This is a genomic window from Streptomyces odonnellii, from assembly GCF_000981895.1.
GTDB lineage: Bacteria > Actinomycetota > Actinomycetes > Streptomycetales > Streptomycetaceae > Streptomyces > Streptomyces odonnellii.
This window is the reverse complement of the sequence record NZ_LATD01000024.1, coordinates 38382-59028: the sequence shown is the minus strand read 5'-3', so window position 1 is coordinate 59028 and position 20647 is coordinate 38382. Positions and strand designations below refer to the sequence as shown.

The following is a 20647-nucleotide window of genomic DNA, read 5'->3' as shown; positions in this document are numbered from 1 at the left end:
AGAACCCACTCCGTGCCGGGCACGGGTACCGGCCGGACCGCGATCCGGCCAGGTACCCGTATCACTTTCAGGACAGGCCCAGTTCGTCGTCGAGGAGAGCGAACACATCGTCGTCGGAGGCGGTGTCCAGATCGAACTCACCGGTGCCGCCGGCCGAATCCTGCCGCAGCGCCGCCCACTTGGTCCTCAGTACCTCGATCCGTCCGGCCACATGCTTGAACTCCTGTGCGTCGACGGTCATTTCGGCGATCGCCTTCTCCAACTGGTCGAGCGTGGCGAGTACGGAGCCCGCTCCGGTGACCTCCTCCGTGACGAGCTGCGAGTGGAGATGGCCGACGACATCGGCCGCCGTGGGGTAGTCGAACAGCAGGGTGGCCGACAGCCGCAGTCCGGTCGCGGTGTTCAACCGGTTCCGGAAGTCCACCGCCGTCAGCGAGTCGAAGCCCAGTTCCTGGAACTGGCGCGTGGCGCCGATCGCCGTACCGTCCGCGTGGCCGAGCACCAGAGCGGCCTGGTCCCGTACCAGCTTGAGCAGCACCTCGCGGCGCTCCTCGTCGGGCAGTCCGGTCAGCCGCCGGGCGAGCTCCGCGGCCGTCTGCGGAGCGGCTGTCGCGGCCCGCCGGGACGGGGTGCGGACGAGACCCCGGAGCAGCGCAGGGACGTCGCCCCGCGCGCGCAGGGCCGCCAGATCCAGCCGTACGGGTACCACCAGCGCCCGCGCGCCGGTGACCGCGGCGTCGAACAGCGCCACGCCCTGGCCGGCGGAGAGCGGTGGCATTCCCGAGCGCGCCAGCCGTTCCATGTCGGCCTCGGTGACGCTTCCGGTCATCCCTCCTGTCTGCTCCCAGGGGCCCCAGGCGAGTGATACGCCGGGCAGCCCTTCGGCCCTGCGGTGTTCCATCAGGGCGTCCAGGAAGGTGTTGGCGGCGGCGTAGTTGGCCTGTCCGGCGCCGCCGAACACGCCTGCCACGGAGGAGAAGACCACGAAGGCGCCGAGGTCGAGATCCCGGGTCAGTTCGTGCAGATGCCAGGCGGCATCGGCCTTGGGCCGCAGTACGGTGTCGAGCTGCTCGGACGTCAGTGAACCGATGGTGCCGTCGTCCAGTACTCCCGCGGTATGCACCACGGCGGTCAGCGGGTGCTCGGCAGGCACGGCGGCGAGCACCTCGGCGAGGGCCGCGCGGTCGGCGACGTCGCAGGCCGCGAGTGTGACGTCGGCACCGAGTTCTTCGAGTGCGCCGACGAGGTGCGCGGCGCCTTCGGCGCCCGGGCCGCGGCGGCTGAGCAGAAGGAGACGCCGTACGCCGCGGTCGGCGACGAGATGCCGGGCCAGGATTCCGCCCAGACCGCCCGTTCCGCCGGTGATCAGTACGGTGCCGCCGCGCTCCCACGGGTCTTCGCCGGCCGGGCCGGGCTGTCCGTCGGCCGTGGCCGGCTCGGGTCGGGAGATCCGGTCGAGCCGTGCGGCCTTGATCTGCCCTGCGCGGAGGGCGAGTTGGGGTTCGTCGGAGCCGATGGCCCGTGGGACTCCGGAGGCTTCGGTATCCGCTTCGGCATCCGCTGCGGGGTGCGTCGCCGGGTGCGTCGCCGGGTCGAGATCCAGCAGGCCGAAGCTGCCCGGATGCTCGGACTGCGCCGAGCGCACCAGACCCCAGACCGCTGCGGCGGCCAGGTCGGGCACTCCTCCGCCGTCTACGGCCACCGCGCCCCGGGTGACGAACACCAGGCGCGATCCGGCGAACCGCTCCTCGGCCGACCACTGCCGCACCTGTTCCAGCGTCCGGTCCAGGGCCGTCCGTACGGATCCGGGCATGGCACCGGCCGCCGAGTCACCGCGTACGGTCACCAGCGCGGCATCCGGTACCGGGCCGCCTTCCGTGGCCGCGGCGAGCGAGGCGAGATCGTCGTACGTCTCGGCCCAGACCCCCGACTCGACGACGGTCTCGGCGAGCCCGAAAGGATCCGGCCCGACCAGGGCGACCGATTCGGGAACGGCCACAGCCGCCGGTACGGTGATCCACTCCACCCCGAACAGCGCGTCGTGGGCGGTGCCCGCTGACTGGTTCAACTGCTCGCTGGACACGGCCCGTACGAGCAGCGAGTCGACCGTGGCGACCGGCGCACCGGAGCTGTCCGCGACGGCGATCGCCACGGCGTCCTTGCCGCCGGAGGGCGTGATCCGCACTCGTAGCGAGGCGGCGCCGGTCGCGTGGAGCGAGACGCCTTCCCAGGAGAAGGGCAGCCCGCCGCCGCTGTTCTCCGTGCTCTCGCCCGCGAGGAGGGAGGCGTGGAGGGCGGAGTCGAGCAGAGCCGGGTGCAGACCGAACGCGTCGGGCTCGGTGCCCTCGGGGAGGCTCACCTCGGCGAAGATCTCGCCGTCGCGTCGCCAGGCGGCCCGCAGCCCCTGGAACACCGGACCGTACGAGAACCCGATCTCCGCGAACCGCTCGTAGCAGCCGTCGAGTTCAAGCGCCTCGGCCCCCTTCGGAGGCCATTGCACGGCATCGAAGTCGACGTCCGACGAGTGGGTACTGCCGGTGAGGGTGCCGGTGGCGTGCTGGGCCCAGGGGGCGTCGGCGGCGCCCTCGGGCCGCGAGTAGACGCCCACCGTGCGGCGGTCCGACTCATCGGGGTTGCCCACCGCTACCTGCACCTGTACGGCGCCGCGCTCGGGCAGGACCAACGGGGCGGCAAGAATCAGTTCCTCTACACGGTCGGCGCCGACCTCGTCGCCGACGCGCAGGGCCAGTTCGAGCAGGGCGGTTCCGGGCAGCAGGATCCGGTCCATGACCGCGTGGTCTGCGAGCCAGGGATGGGACTGTACGGAGAGCCGTCCGGTGAACAACACGCCTTGTCCGGCGGCCAGTTCGACTGCGGCGCCGAGCAGGGGATGCCCGGCGGAGCCGAGGCCGGCCGCGCGCACATCACCCGCACCGACGCCACCGCCGGACTGACCGGCCGGCCAGAACCACTGGTGCTGGAAGGCATACGTCGGCAGATCCACGCGTCGCGCGCCTGTTCCGGCGAAGAACTGGCCCCAGTCGACCGATACACCGTGTGCGTGGGCCCGGGCCAGCGCGGTGAGGGCGGTCAGCTCCTCCGGCCTGCCCTTGCGCAGAACCGGTACGGTGACCGTCCCTTCGGGCGCGGACTCCTGGGCCATGGCGGAGAGTACTCCGTCCGGGCCCAGCTCCAGGAGGGTGGTCACGCCCTGGTCGGTGAGGGTGCGGACGCCTTCGGCGAACCGGACGGCTTCGCGGACATGGCGTACCCAGTACTCGGGCGAGCACAGCTCCTCGGCCGAGGCGAGAGCACCGCTCACATTCGAGATCAGCGGAATCGACGGCGACTGGAAGGCCAGACCCTCGGCAACCGCCCGGAAGTCATCCAGCATCGGATCCATCAGAGGCGAGTGGAAAGCGTGCGAGACCCGCAGCCGGCTGGTCTTGCGGCCGAGGGTTTCGAGTTCCGCCGCAGCCTCCACGACCGCGTCCTCGGCACCGGAAAGCACGACCGAGGAGGGGCCGTTGACGGCTGCGATGGAGACCTGGTCGGAGAGGTACAGGGTGACCTCGTCCTCCGTCGCCTGGACCGCGACCATCGCACCACCGGCCGGCAGCCCCTGCATCAGCGAACCGCGCGCCACCACCAGACGGCACGCATCCTCCAGCGAGAACACACCCGCCACATGAGCCGCCGCGATCTCACCGATCGAATGCCCGGCAACAAAATCGGGCCGCACACCCCACGACTCGACGAGCCGGAACAAGGCCACCTCGATGGCGAAGAGCGCCGGCTGAGTAAAGCCGGTCTCATTCAGACGATCGGCATCCTCACCCCAGATGACACCCCGCAGCGAACCACCCAACTCCCCCTCCAGCAGCGCCAGTACAGAGTCAAATGCCTCGGCGAAGACGCGGAACCGCTCGTACAACTCCCGGCCCATACCGAGCCGCTGCGAACCTTGACCCGAGAACAGCACCGCCGACTTACCACCGAGCACCGCACCCGACACCGCCAACGGATCCGGCTCACCGGACGCCAGCGCCGACAACGCCCGTACCGCATCCGCCCGATCACCCACCAGCACCACCGCACGATGCTCAAACAGCGACCGACCCGTCGCCAACGAAAAACCAAGATCCAGCGACCGAGGCCCGGCCTCCTCCACCAGAGCCAGCAACCGCACCGCCTGATCCCGCAACGCCTCCGGCGACCTACCCGACAACACCCACGGCACCACACCCGCATCAACCAGTTCCCCGGAAGACGTCGCAGGCTCCGCCACAGCCACCGGCTGCTCCAGGATGATGTGCGCGTTCGTACCACTGATACCGAACGACGACACACCAGCTCGCCGGACCCGCTCGGTCTCGGGCCAGGCGGTCTGCTCGGTCAGCAGCTCGACCGCGCCCGCCGACCAGTCCACATGCGACGACGGCTCGGTCACATGCAGCGTCCGGGGCAGCATCCCGTGCCGCATCGCCATGACCATCTTGATCACACCGGCCACACCGGCAGCCGCCTGAGTGTGCCCGATATTGGACTTCACCGACCCCAGCAGGAGCGGACGCTCGGGATCCCGGTCGCGTCCGTACGTGGCAAGCAGGGCCTGCGCCTCGATCGGGTCACCCAACGTCGTACCCGTACCATGCGCCTCGACCACATCGACGTCATCGGCCGACAACCCACCACTGGCCAACGCCTGCCGGATCACCCGCTGCTGCGAAGGACCATTCGGCGCCGTCAGACCATTCGACGCACCGTCCTGGTTGACGGCCGACCCACGTACTACGGCCAGCACCTCATGCCCATTGCGCCGAGCGTCCGACAGGCGCTCCAGAACGAGCATGCCCACACCCTCCGACCAGCCCACACCATCAGCCGTATCCGAGAACGCCTTGCACCGCCCGTCGGGCGAAAGCCCACGCTGCCGCGAGAACTCCACAAACGTGCCCGGAGTCGACATCACCGTCACACCACCGGCCAGCGCCAACGAGCACTCACCGCCCCGCAGGGCCTGGGCCGCGAGATGCATCGCCACGAGCGACGACGAACACGCCGTATCCACGGTCATCGCGGGGCCTTCGAGGCCCAATGTGTACGACACCCGGCCAGAGGCCACGCTGCCCGCGCTGCCCTGGCCCTGATGGCCTTCGAACTCCTTGCCGTTGAGAGTCGTCCCGTAGTCGTTGTACATCACACCGGCGAACACACCGGTCTGACTGTCCCGCAACGACACCGGGTCGATTCCGGCCCGCTCGATCGCCTCCCACGAGGCTTCCAGCAGAAGCCGCTGCTGCGAGTCCGTCGCCATCGCCTCCCGCGGACTCATCCCGAAGAACGCGGCGTCGAACTCCCCCGCGTTCTCAAGGAAGCCGCCGGAGCGGGTGTAGGCGGTTCCGGCGTGGTCCGGGTCGGGGTGGTACAGCGACTCGATGTCCCAGCCGCGGTTGGCGGGGAACCCGGAGATCGCGTCCGTACCTTCGGTGACCAGCCGCCACAGATCCTCCGGCGAGGTCACCCCGCCCGGGAACCGGCAGCTCATTCCCACGACCACGATCGGATCGTCGGCCGTCGGCGGCAGCAGCCGGACCGGGACCGACTCCTCGGGCTCCGTGCCGAACAGCTCGTCGCGGAGATGGTCCGCCAGCGCCGCCGCGGTCGGGTAGTCGAAGATCAGTGTCGCGGTGAGCCGCAGCCCGGTCACCGTACTCAGCCGGTTCCGCAGCTCGACCGCCGTCAGCGAGTCGAAGCCCAGGTCGCGGAACGGGGCGACCGCGTCGACCGCCTGCCCATCGGCGTGGCCGAGCACCAGGGCGACCTGACTCCGTACGAGGTCCAGCAGTTCCGCACGCCGCTCGGCGGAGGTCAGTCCCTCCAGCCGGCTCAGCAGTCCGGTGGCGGCGGCCGATCCGGCCGTGGCGTTCCGGCGGGCGCGGTTACGAACCAACGCCCGGAGCAGCGGCGGTACTTCGCCCTGTGCTCGGAGCGCCGGAAGATCCAGCCGTACGGGTACGAGCGCCGCCTCGTCGCCGGCGAGCGCGGTGTCGAAGAGCGCCACGCCCTGGTCGATGGAGAGCGGCGGCATACCCGAGCGGGCCATGCGCCGCATATCGGCCTCGGTGACGCTGCCGGTCATGCCTCCCGTCTGGTCCCAGGGGCCCCAGGCGAGTGACAGCCCCGGCAGCCCCTCGGCCCTGCGGTGCGCGGCCAGTGCGTCCAGGAAGGCGTTCGCGGCGGCGTAGTTGGCCTGGCCCGCCCCTCCGAGCAGACCGGCCACGGAGGAGAAGACGACAAAGGCGGTGAGGTCGAGGTCCTTGGTCAGTTCGTGCAGATGCCAGGCCGCGTCCGCCTTCGGGCGCAGTACGGTGTCCAGCCTCTCCGGGGTCAGCAAACCGATCGTCCCGTCGTCCAGCACGCCCGCCGTGTGCACGACGGCCGTCAGCGGATGCTCGGACGGCACAGAAGCAAGCAGGTCCGAAGTCGCGGACCGGTCGGCGAGATCGCAGGCGAACAGGGTGATCTCGGCGCCGTACGCGGTGAGTTCGGCGACCAGTTCGGACGCGCCGGGTGCCTCGGCGCCCCGCCGGCTCGCCAGCAGGAGATGCCGTACTCCCCGCTGGGTCACGAGATGCCGGGCGAATACCGCGCCGAGGCCGCCCGTACCGCCGGTGATCAGGACCGTACCGTGGGCGTCCCAGAGATGTCCTGTGCCGGAGCCGGTGTCGGTGCTGGTACTGGTACTGGTGCTGGTTGTACGGGTCAGTCGACCGGCGAGGAACTTGCCTTCGCGGATGAGGAGTTGGGACTCAGCCGTGCCGAGTGCGAGTGCCTGCGGCAGGGCGGTGAGCGACGCCTCGTCGGAGCCGATGTCCAACAGACCGAAGCTGCACGGGTGTTCGGTCTGGGCGGAGCGCACCAGGCCCCAGACCGAGGCGGCGGCCACATCGGTGACCTCCTGGCCTCCGCCCGCGATCGCGCCACGCGTCACAAACACCAGCCGGGAGTCGCTGAACCGCTCTTCGGCGAGCCATCCGTGGATCAGCGCGAGCGCTTGCGCGGTCAACGTGTGGGCGGATTCCGCCACTTGCCCATCAGGCTCAGCCGTCATGCCCACCAGGACAGTGTCCGGCATCGGGCCCTCCCCCGCTGCGAGAGCGGCGAGGTCGGCGAATGTCCCGACTGTCTCGGCCGGCCCGACGGGAGCGTCCTGCCGCGCCAGCCCTGCGGCGAGGCCCAGTGCGTCGGTGCCGAGAACAGCGACCGAGGGCAGGGCATCCGCGCCGACGGCGGGCACCGCGGTCCAGGTGAGCCGGAACAGGGAGTTCGCGGCGGCGGCAGCTCCGGTGTCACCGAGTCCGTCGCCCGACATGGCTCGTACGAGGAGCGAGTCGACCGTGGCGACCGGTGCACCGGTTGTGTCTGCGACGCTGATCGAGAGTGCCTCATTGCCGGCTGGCGCAATGCGTACACGGAGCGCCGAGGCACCTGTGGCATACAGCGAGACGCCTTGCCAGGAGAAGGGCAGTCCGCCGCCGCTGTTCTCCGTGCTCTCCCCCGCGAGGAGGGAGGCGTGGAGGGCGGAGTCGAGCAGAGCGGGATGCAGACCGAACGCACCCGGCTCAGTGCCTTCGGGGAGGCTCACCTCGGCGAAGATCTCACCATCACGGCGCCAGGCGGCCCGCAGCCCCTGGAACACCGGACCGTACGAGAACCCGATCTCCGCGAATCGCTCGTAGCAACCCTCGACATCCAGGGCTTCGGCGTTCGTCGGCGGCCATTGCGCGGCATCGAACCCAGCAGACGCCTGGGCCCGGGGGTCGGCCGTCAGTACGCCGGTGGCGTGCTGGGTCCATGGGACATCCGTGGCGCCTTCGGGGCGTGAGTGAATGGTGACGGTACGCCGACCGGTGTCATCGGCGACTCCGACCCGTACCTGCGTCTGGACGGCTCCGCGCTCGGGCAGGACGAGCGGGGCCGCGAGGGTCAGCTCGTCGACGCGGTCGCAGCCGACCTCGTCGCCGGCCCGGAAGGCCAGCTCCAGCAGGGCGGTTCCCGGCAGCAGGATCCGGCCCATGACGGTGTGATCGACGAGCCAGGGGTGGGTACCGACCGAGAGCCGGCCGGTGAAGAGCATGCCCTCGCCCTCGGCCAGTTCGACCGCGGCACCGAGCAGGGGATGCCCGGCGGAGCCGAGGCCGGCCGCACGCACATCACCCGCACCGACGCCACCGCCGGACTGACCGGCCGGCCAGAACCACTGGTGCTGGAAGGCGTACGTCGGCAGATCCACGCGTCGGGCGCCTGTTCCGGCGAAGAACCGGGCCCAGTCGACCACCACACCCCGCGTATGCATCTGTGCCAGCGCGGTGACGGCGGCCAGCTCCTCCGGCCGGTCCTTGCGCAGAACCGGTACGGTGACCGCCCCGTCCGGCACGGACTCCTGGGCCATGGCGGAGAGCACCCCGTCCGGGCCCAACTCCACGAACTTCGTTACGCCTTGGCCGGTCAACGCGCCGATGCCATCTGCGAAGCGTACGGCTTCGCGAACGTGGCGTACCCAGTACTCGGGCGAGCACAGCTCATCGGCGGAAGCGAGAGCACCGCTCACATTCGAGATCACCGGCATCGACGGCGGACGGAAGGCCAGACCCTCGGCAACGTCCCGGAAGTCATCCAGCATCGGATCCATCAGCGGCGAATGGAAGGCGTGCGAAACCCGCAGCCGGCTCGTCTTGCGACCCAGGGCCTCCAGCGCTGCCGCAGCCTCCAATACCGCGCTCTCAGCGCCGGACAACACCACCGAAGTCGGACCGTTGACCGCAGCAATCGAGACCCGCTCGGACAGATACGGGGTGACCTCGTCCTCCGTTGCCTGGACCGCGACCATCGCACCACCGGCCGGCAGCGCCTGCATCAGCGAGCCCCGCGCCACCACCAGACGGCACGCATCCTCCAGCGAAAACACACCCGCCACATGAGCCGCCGCGATCTCGCCAATCGAATGCCCGGCCACAAAATCAGGCCGCACACCCCACGACTCCACCAACCGGAACAGCGCCACCTCCACCGCGAACAACGCGGGCTGAGTGAAGGCGGTCTCATTCAGACGGTCCGCGTCCTCACCCCAGATCACACCCCGCAGCGAACCACCCAACTCGCCATCCAGCAGCGCCAGTACAGAGTCAAATGCCTCGGCGAAGACGCGGAACCGCTCGTACAACTCCCGGCCCATACCGAGCCGCTGCGAACCCTGCCCCGAGAACAACACCGCCGACTTACCACCGAGCACCGCACCCGACACCGCCAACGGATCCGGCTCACCGGACACCAGCGCCGACAACGCCCGTACCGCATCCGCCCGATCACCCGCCAGCACCACCGCACGCTGATCGAACAGCGACCGACCCGTCGCCAACGAAAAACCAAGATCCAGCGACCGGGACCCGGCCTCCTCCACCAGAGCCAGCAACCGCACCGCCTGATCCCGCAACGCCTCCGACGACTTACCCGACAACACCCACGGCACCACCGCAGGCTCGGCCAGTACCTCCGAAGAGGTCTCCGGTTCGCTCACACTCGTTGGCTGCTCCAGGATGACGTGCGCGTTCGTACCACTGATACCGAACGACGACACACCAGCTCGCCGCGCACGCCCCGCCTCCGGCCAGGCGGTCTGCTCGGTGAGCAGTTCGACCGCGCCTTCCGACCAGTCCACATGTGACGAAGGAGCGTCGACGTGGAGCGTCTGCGGCAGCACGCCGTAGCGCATCGCCAGCACCATCTTGATCACACCGGCCACACCGGCAGCCGCCTGCGTGTGCCCGATATTGGACTTCACCGACCCCAGCAGCAGCGGACGCTCCGGATCCCGCTCACGGCCATACGTCGCAAGCAGAGCCTGCGCCTCGATCGGATCACCCAACGTCGTACCCGTACCATGCGCCTCCACCACATCGACGTCATCGGCCGCCAACCCACCGCTGGCCAACGCCTGCCGGATCACCCGCTGCTGCGAAGGACCATTCGGCGCCGTCAAACCATTCGACGCACCATCCTGATTCACCGCCGACCCACGCACCACCGCCAGCACCTGGTGCCCATTGCGCCGAGCGTCCGAAAGACGCTCAAGCACCAGCATGCCCACACCCTCCGACCAGCCCACACCATCAGCCGCATCCGAGAACGCCTTGCACCGCCCGTCAGGCGCGAGACCGCGCTGCCGCGAGAACTCCACAAACGTGCCCGGAGTCGACATCACCGTCACACCACCGGCCAGCGCCAACGAGCACTCACCACTCCGCAGCGCCTGCATCGCCCAGTGCATCGCCACCAACGACGACGAACACGCCGTATCCACCGTCACCGCCGGACCCTCAAGACCCAAGGTGTACGACACCCGGCCCGAGGCGACACTGCCCGCGCTGCCCTGGCCCTGGAACCCTTCGAATTCCTCGCCGTTGAGCGTCGTCCCGTAGTCGTTGTACATCACACCGGCGAAGACACCGGTCTGGCTGTCGCGCAACGACACCGGGTCAATGCCCGCCCGCTCGATCGCCTCCCACGACGTCTCCAGCAACAACCGCTGCTGCGAGTCCGTCGCCATCGCCTCCCGCGGACTCATCCCGAAGAACGCCGGATCGAACTCCCCCGCATCATGCAGGAACCCGCCCCGACGCGTGTACGACGTACCGCTGTGCTCCGGATCCGGATCGTAGAGCGCCTCCACATCCCAGCCACGGTTCACCGGGAAGTCCGACACCACATCCGCACCCTCCGACACCACACGCCACAGATCCTCCGGCGACGCCACACCACCCGGGAACCGGCAGGCCATACCGACCACCACAACAGGGTCGTCGCCCATCGGCGGCAGTGAGGACACCGGGATCGCCACCTCGGCCTCGGTGCCGAGCAGTTCATCGAGGAGATGGTCCGCGAGCGCCGACAGTGTCGGGTAGTCGAACACCATCGTGGCGGGCAGCCGCAGGCCGGTCGCGGTGTTGAGCCGGTTGCGCAGTTCCACTGCTGTGAGGGAGTCGAAGCCGAGGTCGCGGAACGCCCGGCCCGAGTCGATGTCGGCACCGCCGGCATGCCCCAGTACCAAGGCCGCCTGGGCCCGTACGAGATCCAGCACCACTTCCTTCTGGTCTGCCGTCTCCAGCCGGCCCAGCCGCCGTACCAGACCGCCGTCCGCACCCGAACCGGCCGTCGCCGCACGGCGCGACGGTGTCCGGATCAGCCCGCGCAGGAGCGCCGGTACGGTGCCCAGGGCCCGCAGGACGGGCAGGTCGAGCCGTACGGGTACGACAGCGGCCTCACCGGTAGCGAGCGCCGCGTCGAACAAAGCCAGGCCCTGCTCCACCGGCAGCAGCGGCATGCCCGCGTCCGCGGCCCGCCGTACATCACGCTCGTCGAGGGTGCTGGTCATGCCCGCGCCCTGGCCCCAGGGACCCCAGGCGAGCGACAACCCGGGCAGGCCCTCGGCCCGCCGACGGGCGGCCAGGGCATCCAGGAAGGCATTGCCCGCCGCGTAATTCGACTGCCCCGCACCACCGAACGTACCGGCGACCGAGGAGAACACCACAAACCCGGCCAGATCAAGATCCCGGGTCAGCTCATGCAGATTCCAGGCCGCGTCCGCCTTCGGCCGCAGCACCCGCACCAGCCGCTCCGGCGTCAACGAGCCGACCACACCGTCGTCCAGCACACCCGCCGTATGTACGACAGCCGTCAGCGGATGCTCAGCAGGCACCGACGCCAACAGTCCGGCCAGCGCCTCACGATCCGCCACATCACACGCCGCGATCGAGACATCAGCCCCCAACTCTTGCAGCCCAGAGGCCAGTTCCTCAGCACCCTCGGCGGCCGGGCCACGACGGCTGGTCAGCAGCAGACGCCGGACACCCCGCTCCTGGACCAGATGCCGGGCCAGCACACCACCGAGACCGCCCGTACCGCCCGTGATCAGTACCGTGCCCTCGGGGTCCCAAGCGAGGCCTTCCATGGTGGGCTCGGTCACGGTCATCCGGGTGAGGCGCCCGGCGCGGATGCTCGCGTCGCGGACGAGAAGTTGTGGCTCTTCAACACCAAGTGCCCTTGGCAGCAGAGGGACTGACGATTCGTCGGAGTCCAGGTCGATCAGTCCGAAGCTGCCCGGGTTCTCCGTCTGCGCGGAGCGCACCAGGCCCCAGACGGAGGCCGCGGCCACATCGGTGACCTCCTCGCCGCCGCCCGCGACCGCGCCCGTGGTGACGAACACCAGCCGGGAGCCGGCGAACCGGTCCTCGGCGAGCCATTCCTGCACCAGGGCCAGGGTGCGCGTGGTCAACGCATGGACCGACTGGACGACTTCGGCTCCGTACACGCTGGCCATGCCCACCAGCACGGCGCCCGGCACCGGGGAATCCCCTGCCGCGAGCGAGGCCAGATCGGTGTGCCGGGTGACCTCGGTGCCCGTACGTTCTAGTCCCTCGGCCAGTCCGACGACATCCGGCCCGACCAGTGCGACCGTGCCGGAAAGCGCTTCGGACGGCAGCGCGACCGGCACCCAGCCGACCCCGAACAGCGCGTCCTGGACTTGCGCGGCGGCGCCGCTCAACTGCTCGCCCGACACGGCCCGTACAAGGAGCGAGTCGACAGCGGCGACCGGGGCACCGGCCGTGTCGGCGACAGCGAGCGAGAGCGCTTCGTTGCCGGCCGGGGCGATCCGTACGCGCAGCGTCGAAGCGCCGGTGGCGTACAGCGAGACGCCTTCCCAGGAGAACGGCAGCCCGCCGCCTTGTCCGTCCTGGCTCGCGAGGAGGGAGGCGTGCAGGGCGGAGTCGAGCAGGGCGGGGTGCAGACCGAACGCACCCGGCTCGGTGCCCTCGGGGAGACTCACCTCCGCGAAGATCTCACCATCACGGCGCCAGGCGGCCCGCAGCCCCTGGAACACCGGACCGTACGAGAACCCGGCCTCCACGAATCGCTCGTAGCAACCCTCGACATCCAGGGCTTCGGCGTTCGTCGGCGGCCACACCGTGGCATCGAAGTCGGTGGACCCGGTGCGAACACCGGCGGTCAGCAGCACACCCGCGGCATGCTGTGTCCACGGCCGCTCGTCGGCTCCGTCCGGGCGGGAATGGACCACCATCGCGCGGCGGCCGGTTCCGTCGGCGACTCCGACACGCACCTGCACCCGCACCGCGCCCTGCTCGGGCAGAACCAGCGGCGCGGCAAGGGTCAGCTCCTCGACCCGGTCACAGCCCACCTCGTCACCCGCCCGGAACGCCAGCTCCAGCAGCCCGGTCCCAGGCAGCAGCACCCGGCCCATCACCGCGTGGTCGGCCAGCCAGGGATGCGACTGCACCGACAGCCGGCCGGTGAACAACACCCCTTCGCCCTCGGCCAGTTCGACAGCGGCTCCAAGGAGCGGATGCCCGGCCGGACCAAGGCCCGCGGCCCGCATATCTCCCGTACCGCCGCCGAGCGCGCCCACCGGCCAGAACCACCGGTGCTGGAAGGCGTACGTCGGCAGATCCACCCGCCGGGCACCGGTACCGGCGAACACCGCGGCCCGGTCCAGGGGTACGCCCCGCACATGGAGGGACGCCCAGGCGGTGAGGGCGGTCAGTTCCTCCGGCCGGTCCTTGCGGAGGACAGGCACCATGACCGCGTCGTCCCCGGCGGACTCGCGCGCCAGGGCGGAGAGCACTCCGTCGGGCCCGAGCTCCAGATACGTCCGTACGCCCGCGGCCTCCAAGGCCCGTACTCCATCGGCGAAGCGGACGGCTTCGCGGACATGGCGTACCCAGTACTCGGGAGAGCACAGCTCATAGGCGGAAGCGAGAGCACCGCTCACATTCGAGATCACCGGAATGGACGGCGGCCGGAAGGCCAGACCCTCGGCCACCGCCCGGAAGCTATCGAGCATCGGATCCATCAGAGGCGAATGGAAGGCGTGTGAGACCCGCAGCCGACTGGTCTTGCGGCCCAGGGCCTCCAGCGCTGCCGCAGCCTCCACGACCGCGCTCTCAGCGCCGGACAACACCACCGAGGTCGGACCGTTGACCGCAGCGATCGAGACCTGGTCGGACAGGTACGGGGTAACCTCGTCCTCCGTCGCCCGCACCGCCACCATCGCACCACCGGCCGGCAGCGCCTGCATCAGCGACGCCCGCGCCACCACCAGACGGCACGCATCCTCCAGCGAAAACACACCCGCCACATGAGCCGCCGCGATCTCACCAATCGAATGCCCGGCCACAAAATCAGGCCGCACACCCCACGACTCCACCAACCGGAACAAAGCCACCTCGATGGCGAAGAGCGCCGGCTGAGTAAAGCCGGTCTCATTCAGACGGTCCGCGTCCTCACCCCAGATCACTTCCCGCAGCGAACCACCCAACTCGCCATCCAGCAGCGCCAGTACGGAGTCCAGCGCCTCCGCGAACACCGGGAACCGCCCGTACAGCTCACGCCCCATGCCGAGCCGCTGCGAACCCTGCCCCGAGAACAAGACCGCCGACTTACCGACGACAACCGCACCCGACACCGCCAGCGGATCCGGCTCACCGGACGCCAGCGCCGACAGGGCCCGTACCGCATCCGTCCGATCACCCGCCAGCACCACCGCACGCTGATCGAACACCGACCGGCCCGTCGCCAACGAGAAACCAAGATCCAGCGACCGAGGCCCGGCCTCCTCCACCAGAGCCAGCAACCGCACCGCCTGATCCCGCAACGCCTCCGACGACTTACCCGACAACACCCACGGCACCACACCCGCATCAACCGATTCCCCGGAAGAGGTCACAGGCTCAGCCACAGCCGCCGGTTGCTCCAAGATCACATGCGCGTTCGTACCGCTGATACCGAAGGACGACACCGCCGCTCGTCGTGCCCGGTCGACCTGCGGCCAGGCGGTCTGCTCGGACAGCAGCTCCACCGCGCCCTCCGACCAGTCGACATGCGAGGACGGCACATCGGCGTGGAGCGACTGCGGCAGCAGTCCATGGCGCATCGCCATGACCATCTTGATGACGCCCGCGACACCGGCCGCGGCCTGGGTGTGCCCGATGTTGGACTTGACCGACCCCAGCAGCAGCGGACGCTCGGGGTCACGGTCGCGACCATACGTCGCAAGCAACGCCTGCGCCTCGATCGGGTCACCCAACGTCGTACCCGTGCCATGCGCCTCCACGACATCGACGTCATCGGCCGACAACCCGCCACTGGCCAGCGCCTGCCGGATCACCCGCTGCTGCGAAGGACCATTCGGCGCCGTCAGACCATTCGAAGCGCCATCCTGATTCACCGCACTGCCCCGCACCACAGCCAGCACCTGGTGCCCATTGCGCCGAGCGTCCGAAAGACGCTCAAGCACCAGCATGCCCACACCCTCCGACCAGCCCACACCATCAGCCGCATCCGAGAACGCCTTGCACCGCCCGTCGGGGGCCAGGCCCCGCTGGCGGGAGAAGTCCACGAAGACCGTCGGTGTCGACATGACCGTCACACCGCCGGCCAGCGCCAACGAGCACTCACCACTCCGCAGCGCCTGCATCGCCCAGTGCATCGCCACAAGCGACGACGAACACGCCGTATCCACCGTCACCGCCGGACCCTCAAGACCCAAGGTGTACGACACCCGGCCCGACGCCAGGCTGGTGCTGCCTCCGCCCTGGAAGCCCTCGAACTCGGGGCTCGCCAGGACCGCGGTGTAGTCGCTGTACATCACACCGGCGAACACACCGGTCGCCGTGCCCCGCAGCGAGACCGGGTCGATCCCGGCCCGCTCGACGGCCTCCCAGGACGCTTCCAGGAGCAACCGCTGCTGTGAGTCCGTGGCGAGCGCCTCGCGCGGTGACATTCCGAAGAAGTCCGGGTCGAATTCGCCCGCCTGGTGCAGGAATCCGCCTTCGCGGGTGTAGGAGGTGCCCAAGTGGTCGGGGTCCGGGTGGAACAGTCCGTCGACGTCCCAGCCACGGTTGGTCGGGAAGCCCGAGATGGCGTCCCCGCCCTCCGTGACAAGCTGCCACAGGTCCTCGGGCGAGGTCACACCGCCGGGATACCGGCAGCTCATCCCGACGACCACGATCGGATCGTCGGCCACCGCGGCCGGCCGTACGGCGACGGGTGCCGCCAACTCGGCTGCGGAGCCGAGCAGTTCATCGAGAAGATGGTCGACGAGTGTCTGGACGGTCGGGTAGTCGAAGGCCATTGTGGCGGGCAGCCGGAGCCCGGTGACAGTGCTGAGCCGATTCCGCAGTTCCACTGCTGTGAGCGAGTCGAAGCCCAGCTCGCGGAAGGCGCGCCCCGGATGGACGGCCGCCGCGTCGGCGTGGCCCAGGACGAGGGCGACCTGCCCGCGTACAAGATCCAGCAGCACCTCTTGACGCTCGACACCGGTGAGGCCGGTCAGTCGTTCCACCAGTCCTGTCGCCGCGGCCGACGCGGCCACCGCCGCCCGCCGGGAACGGGTACGGATCAACGCCCGCAGCAACGGCGGGACTTCGCCCTGTGCGCGAAGTGCCGGCAGGTCCAGTCGTACCGGCGCCAGTACGGCGTCCCCGGTGGCCAGTGCCGCTTCGAACACCGCGAGGCCCTGGGCCACCGGCAGCGGCGGCACGCCCGAGCGGGCCATCCGGTCGGTGTCGGCGTCCGTCAGTGTGCCGGTCATACCGCCGGACTGGTCCCATGGGCCCCAGGCCAGCGAGACTCCTGGCAGCCCCTCGGCCCGGCGCCGCTCGATGAGCGCGTCCAGGAAGGCGTTGCCGGCCGCGTAGTTGCCTTGCCCCGGGCTGCCGAACATGGCCGCCGCCGAGGAGAAGACGACGAACGCGGTGAGGTCGAGTTCCCGGGTCAGTTCGTGCAGGTGCCAGGCCGCGTCGACCTTGGGCCGCAGCACATGGTCCAGCCGCTCCGGGGTGAGCGAGCCGGCCAGACCGTCGTCCAGGACGCCAGCCGCGTGTACGACGGCGGAGATCCGGTGCCGGTCGAGCAGTTCCGCGAGTGCGTCGCGGTCCGTCACATCGCAGGCTTCCGCGGTGGCGTCGACGCCTTGCGACTCCAGCTCTGCGACGAGTTCCGCGGCGCCCTCGGCGGCCGGGCCCCGCCTGCTGACCAGCAGGAGCCGTCGTACGTTGTGTTCCGCCACCAGGTGACGTGCCAGCAGGGCGCCCAGACCGCCCGTACCACCGGTGATCAGTACAGTGCCGCCATCGGTGTCCCAGGCGGGGCGCGCGTCGCGGTCGGCGGCCGGCCTGCGCACCAGGCGTCCGGCGCGGACCTCGCCGCCTCGTACGAGCAGTTGTGGTTCGTCCAGGTCCAGTGCCCACAGCGGAAGATCCGCCGTCTCATCGCGTGCGAGGCCGGGAACGACGGCGGGGTCGACACCGGGATCGACGCGTGGGTCGAGATCGATCAGGCCGAAGCAGCCAGGGTTCTCCGACTGCGCTGACCGTACGAGGCCCCTGGCTGTGGCCGCCGCCGGATCGTGCCCGCCCACGGCGCCGCGTGTGACGAAGACAAAGCGGGAACCGGTGAAGCGCTCCTCGGTCAGGCGCTCCTGGATCCGCGCCAGGACCTGGTGGGTGAGGGCGTGCGCGGAGTCGGCGGTGTCGGTGTCGGGCGCTCCCGCCACCGGGATCAGCACCACATCGGCGGCCGCGTCATGCGGGGAGGCGGCCGAGTCATGCGGGGAGTCGGGCAGCACTTCGGCCGACGCGCCGACCAGGGCGTCGGTCAGGGCACCGGTCAGCCCCAGGGTGTCCGGGCCGGTCACCACCACCGTACGGCCCGGTCCCGCAACCGCACCGGACGTCGGAGCCGCGACCGGTGTCCAGTCCAGCCGGAACAGCGCGTCCCGTGTCAGGGCCGCGGAGTCGTCGAGCGTGTCGGTGGACAGTGCCCGCATCGCCAGCGACTCCACCGACGCGACCGGCGCGCCCGTGGTGTCGGCGACGGCGATGGACACCGCGCCATCGCCGGTACGGGACAGCCTGACCCGTACGGACGACGCCCCCGAAGCCCGCAGGGACACTCCGCTCCACGAGAAGGGGATACGGCCGCCCTGCCGCTCCGCCCCTTCGGCGGGCGCGTCGATGAACCAGGCCGCGTGGAGGCCCGCGTCCAGCAGCGCGGGGTGCAGTCCGAACGCGTCCGCGTCGCCCACGTCACCTTCGGGCAGGCTCAGTTCGGCGAAGACGTCGCCGTCGAGCCGCCAGACGGCGCGCAAGCCCTGGAAGACCGGACCGTACGCGAAACCGTGCTCGGCTCGGGCTTCGTAGAAACCGTCCAGATCGACGGGTTCTGCACCCGCCGGTGGCCAGACCGTGGCATCGAAGTCGGTGGCGGCGGTGTGCGGGTCGACGGCCAGTACGCCCGTGGCGTGCTGGGTCCAGGGTTCCTCGGCCGCGCCTTCGGGCCGCGAGTGGATGGTGACCGTACGCCGGCCGCGCTCGTCGGCGACACCGACACGTACCTGTGTCTGTGTGGCGCCGCGCTCCGGCAGCACCAGCGGGGCGGCGAGCGTCAGCTCTTCGACGCGGTCGCTGCCGACCTCGTCACCGGCGCGGATCGCCAGTTCCAGCAGGGCGGTCCCGGGCAGCAGGATCCGGCCCATGACCGCGTGGTCGGCCAGCCAGGGGTGCGATCGTACGGAGAGGCGGCCGGTGAACAACACGCCTTCGTCCTCGGCCAGTTCGACCACCCCGTTGAGCAGCGGGTGCCCCGCGGACATCAGTCCGACCGCGGCCGCGTCGGCGGTGCCGCGTGCTCCGTCCGGCCAGAACGGCTGGTGTTCGAAGGCGTAGGTGGGCAGTTCCACGCGGGAGGCGCCGGTCCCGGCGAAGTACCGGTGCCAGTCGACGGCGGTACCGCTCACATGGAGCTGAGCGAGTGCCGTGACGGCCGACAGTTCCTCGGAACGGTTCTTACGGAGTACCGGCACAGTGATCGCACCGTCGGGCAACGACTCACGGGCCATCGCGGAGAGGACTCCGTCGGGGCCCAACTCCAGCAGTACGGTGACGCCTTGATCGGCGAGGGTACGAACGCCGTCCGCGAACCGGACCGCTTCGCGGACATGCCGTACCCAGTACTCGGGCGAGCGCAGCTCCCCGGCCGATGCGAGAGCACCGCTCACATTCGAGATCACCGGGATGGTCGGCTCGGCGAAGGCCAGGCCCTCGGCCACCGCGCGGAAGTCGTCCAGCATCGGATCCATCAGAGGCGAGTGGAAGGCGTGCGAGACCCGTAGCCGGCTGGTCTTTCGGCCCTGCTGCTCCAGACGCGCCGCGACCTCCTGCACAACGTCCTCGTCGCCGGAGATGACCACCGAGGACGGGCCGTTGACAGCCGCGATCGAGACGCGGTCGGACAGATACGGCGTGACCTCGTCCTCGGTGGCCTGGACCGCGACCATCGCGCCGCCGTCCGGGAGTGCCCGCATCAGCGAGGCCCTCGCCACCACCAGCGCACAGGCGTCCTCCAGCGAGAACACTCCGGCCACGTGGGCGGCGGCGATCTCACCGATCGAATGACCCGCCACAAAGTCCGGAATCATGCCCCACGACTCCACCAGCCGGAACAGCGCCACCTCGATCGCGAACAACGCGGGCTGGGTGAAGCCGGTGTCGTTCAGCGTCTCGGCGTCCTCGCCCCAGATCACCTCCCGTAGCGGGAGCCGCAACTCCCTGTCCAGTACGGCGAGTACGGAGTCAAGCGCCTCCGCGAACGCCGGGAACCGCCCGTACAACTCGCGGCCCATGCCCAGCCGCTGCGACCCCTGGCCGGTGAACAGGAACGCCGTCTTCCCGCCGACGACCGAGCCCGACACCGCCAGCGGATCCGGCTCGCCCACCGCGAGCGCCGCCAACGCCCGTACCGTGTCCGTGGGTTCACCGGCCGACACCACCGCGCGGTGCTCGAACCTCGACCGGCCCGTGGCCAGCGAGAAACCGATGTCCACCGGCCGCAGTCCGGGCCGGGCCTGGAGATACGAGAGGAGACGGGCGGCCTGGCCGCGCAGCGCCTCGGGAGTCTTGCCCGAGAGTACCCATGGCACCACAGCGGGCTCGGCCATCGGCGCTTCGGCGCCTTCGGCCACCGTCTCGCCGATCACGGTGGGCGGCTGCTCAAGGATGACGTGGGCGTTCGTCCCGCTGATACCGAAGGACGACACACCGGCCCGCCGCGCCCGGTCGGTCTCCGGCCACGCGGTCGGCTCGGTGACCAGTTCCACCGCGCCCGCCGACCAGTCGACGTGGGAGGAGGGTTCGGTGACATTGAGTGTGCGCGGGAAGGTGCCGTGCCGCATCGCCATGACCATCTTGATCACGCCCGCGGCGCCGGCGGCGGCCTGGGTGTGGCCGAGGTTGGACTTCACCGAGCCGAGCAGCAGCGGACGCTCCGGGTCGCGGTCCCGTCCGTATGTGGCAAGCAGTGCTTGCGCCTCGATCGGGTCGCCCAATGTCGTACCCGTACCGTGCGCCTCCACCGCGTCCACGTCATCGGCCGACAACCCACCACTGGCCAGCGCCTGCCGGATCACCCGCTGCTGCGAAGGACCATTTGGCGCCGTCAAACCATTCGACGCGCCGTCCTGGTTGACCGCACTGCCCCGCACGACAGCCAGAATCTCGTGACCGTTACGGCGCGC

Annotated in this window: 1 protein-coding gene (running past one end of the window); it reads right to left on the bottom strand. The window is 70.1% G+C overall.

Translation table 11 applies throughout. The features are described from left to right. Window positions 1-67: 67 nt before the first annotated feature. Window positions 68-20647: the 3' portion of a type I polyketide synthase gene (locus WH07_RS03545; protein WP_052744223.1), read on the bottom strand. It continues 12363 nt past the right edge of the window; 20580 of the gene's 32943 nt are visible here — the last part of the coding sequence; its start codon lies beyond the right edge, outside the window — the gene reads right to left on this strand; its stop codon occupies window positions 68-70.